The following is a 1,678-nucleotide window of genomic DNA, read 5'->3' as shown; positions in this document are numbered from 1 at the left end:
CGCGCCCGAGTTGCCGTTGAGCAGAAGGAAGAAGACCGCAGCGGTGGCGACCGCCGGCGTCATCTTGGGCAGGTAGTAGAGCGTGCGGAAGATGCCGGCGCCGCGACCGACGCGGTTGAGGAGCAGCGCCAGGATCAGGGCGAAGACGATCTCGAGCGGCACGGCCATCACGACGTAGAACAGCGTGTTCGCGAGCGAGACGCCTACACGGGGGTCTTCGAACAGCTGCGCGTAGTTGTCGATGCCGACCGGACGCGCGGTGTTCGTCGCGAGGTTGTAGTTGCTGAACGAGATGTAGAGGCTGTAGACCATCGCCCCTGCGGTGAAGACGAGGAAGCCGATCAGCCACGGCATGATGAAGAGATAGCCGGCGACGGCCTCGCGCCTGTTGAAGCTCTGCTTCACCCGGCGGGCGCGCGTGCGCGGCTTGCCGCGCCGATCGTCGCCCTCGGAGGGTGTCGGCCTCTCGACGCGCACCCGATCCTGCTGTGTCATGTCCGGATGGTAAGCGCGGAGCAGCGGTTCTCAACGGGCCTTGCGCACGCTGCGATGCTTGTGCTTCTCTGAGTGGCCCGGGATGCTGAGACGATGACCGACGAGATGCGCCAGGGCGCGGTCGGGCACGTACGGGTCCTGCAGCGGGGCGGGCGGACGCTGGTCGAGAAGCGGATGCCGGACCCGCTTCGTCACGACGTCGAGGTCCTCGCGCTCCATGCCCTGGTCGACAGCGGTCTGCCCGTGCCCGTGCCGGTCGAGGTGCGCCCTGGGTCGATCCTGATGACCCGGCTGCCCGGCGACCGTCTCGACAGCGGCGACCTCGGCGAGCGCCTCGCGCTCCTCCGCGCCTCTGCATCCCTCATGCGACGCCTGCATGCGCTCCCGGTGCCGGAGGGCCTGCCGCACGCGCCCGACGATGAAGCGATCATCCGCCGCTACCGCGCGGCCGGGGGCCCGCCTCTCCCACTCGCCGTGCCGCCGTCGTCCGGCACGGCGTTCTGTCATGGGGACTGGACCGACGGCAATCTGCTCGCGGTCGACGGCACCATCACGGCCATCGTCGACTGGGAGGCCGCCCACCGGGGCGATCCGCTTCGCGAGCTCTCACGGGCGGCGTGGGGCGCATCCCGCAAGGATCCCCGCTCGTTCGACGCGCTGGTCGATTCCTATGGCGCCGACCGCGACGCGGCGCGCGCCTGGGTGCCGATCCACGCGGCGGAGCTGTGGCTGTGGTTCGCCGAGGCCGGCCCGCCCGAGTATCTCGCGGAGCTGACGGACGAACTCGGCGGGTGGGCAGGATGACGCGTGCTCCTCACTCGCCCGCGAGCGTCAGGTGCAGGATCGGATACGGCCGTCCGGCGTCGTCGCGCGGACTGCGCCCCGCCACGGTGAACCCCTTCCGGATGTAGAACGCGACGGCCTCGGGGTTCTGCTCGTTGACGTCGAGCGCGGTCACCGATTGTTCTTCGATCGCGTTCGCGAGCAGCGCCGAGCCGATACCGCGGCCGCGAACCGCGTCGTGGACGAAGAGCATCTCGAGGCGCCCCTCGGCTGTGCCGGCGAATCCCACGGGACGGCCGTCGATCTCCGCGACGGTCACCCGCACGTGCGGCAGATACTCCGTCACCAGCGCACTCTCGATCGCATCGCGGTCGTCGGCCGACAGGAAGTGATGCGTCGC

At 69.8% G+C, this 1,678-nt stretch carries 3 protein-coding genes; 1 reads left to right on the top strand and 2 read right to left on the bottom strand.

The genetic code is table 11. The features are described 5' to 3' along the window. Positions 1-495: carbohydrate ABC transporter permease (locus RIF89_RS14770; RefSeq protein WP_375294495.1), on the bottom strand; the 495-nt coding region annotated here is incomplete at its 3' end. 93 nt (positions 496-588) lie between these two features. Here RIF89_RS14770 and RIF89_RS14765 point away from each other — a divergent pair. Continuing rightward, a complete protein-coding gene (locus RIF89_RS14765) occupies positions 589-1,299 on the top strand; it encodes a phosphotransferase (protein WP_309069826.1) in 711 nt (236 codons plus the stop codon). A 10-nt stretch (positions 1,300-1,309) separates the two neighbouring features. Here the strand turns inward: RIF89_RS14765 and RIF89_RS14760 are convergent. Beyond that, positions 1,310-1,678, bottom strand: a 369-nt coding sequence (locus tag RIF89_RS14760; RefSeq protein ID WP_309069825.1) for a GNAT family N-acetyltransferase, incomplete at its 5' end; no start/stop codon positions are given.

It is taken from the genome of Microbacterium sp., assembly GCF_031178525.1.
GTDB lineage: Bacteria > Actinomycetota > Actinomycetes > Actinomycetales > Microbacteriaceae > Microbacterium.
Note: the sequence above shows the minus strand (reverse complement) of the source record. Positions and strands in the feature narration are given on the sequence as shown.

Coding starts and splice junctions, on each gene's coding strand:
- RIF89_RS14765 (WP_309069826.1), top strand. CDS start 589: ATGACCGACGAGATGCGCCAGGGCGCGGTCGGGCACGTACGGGTCCTG.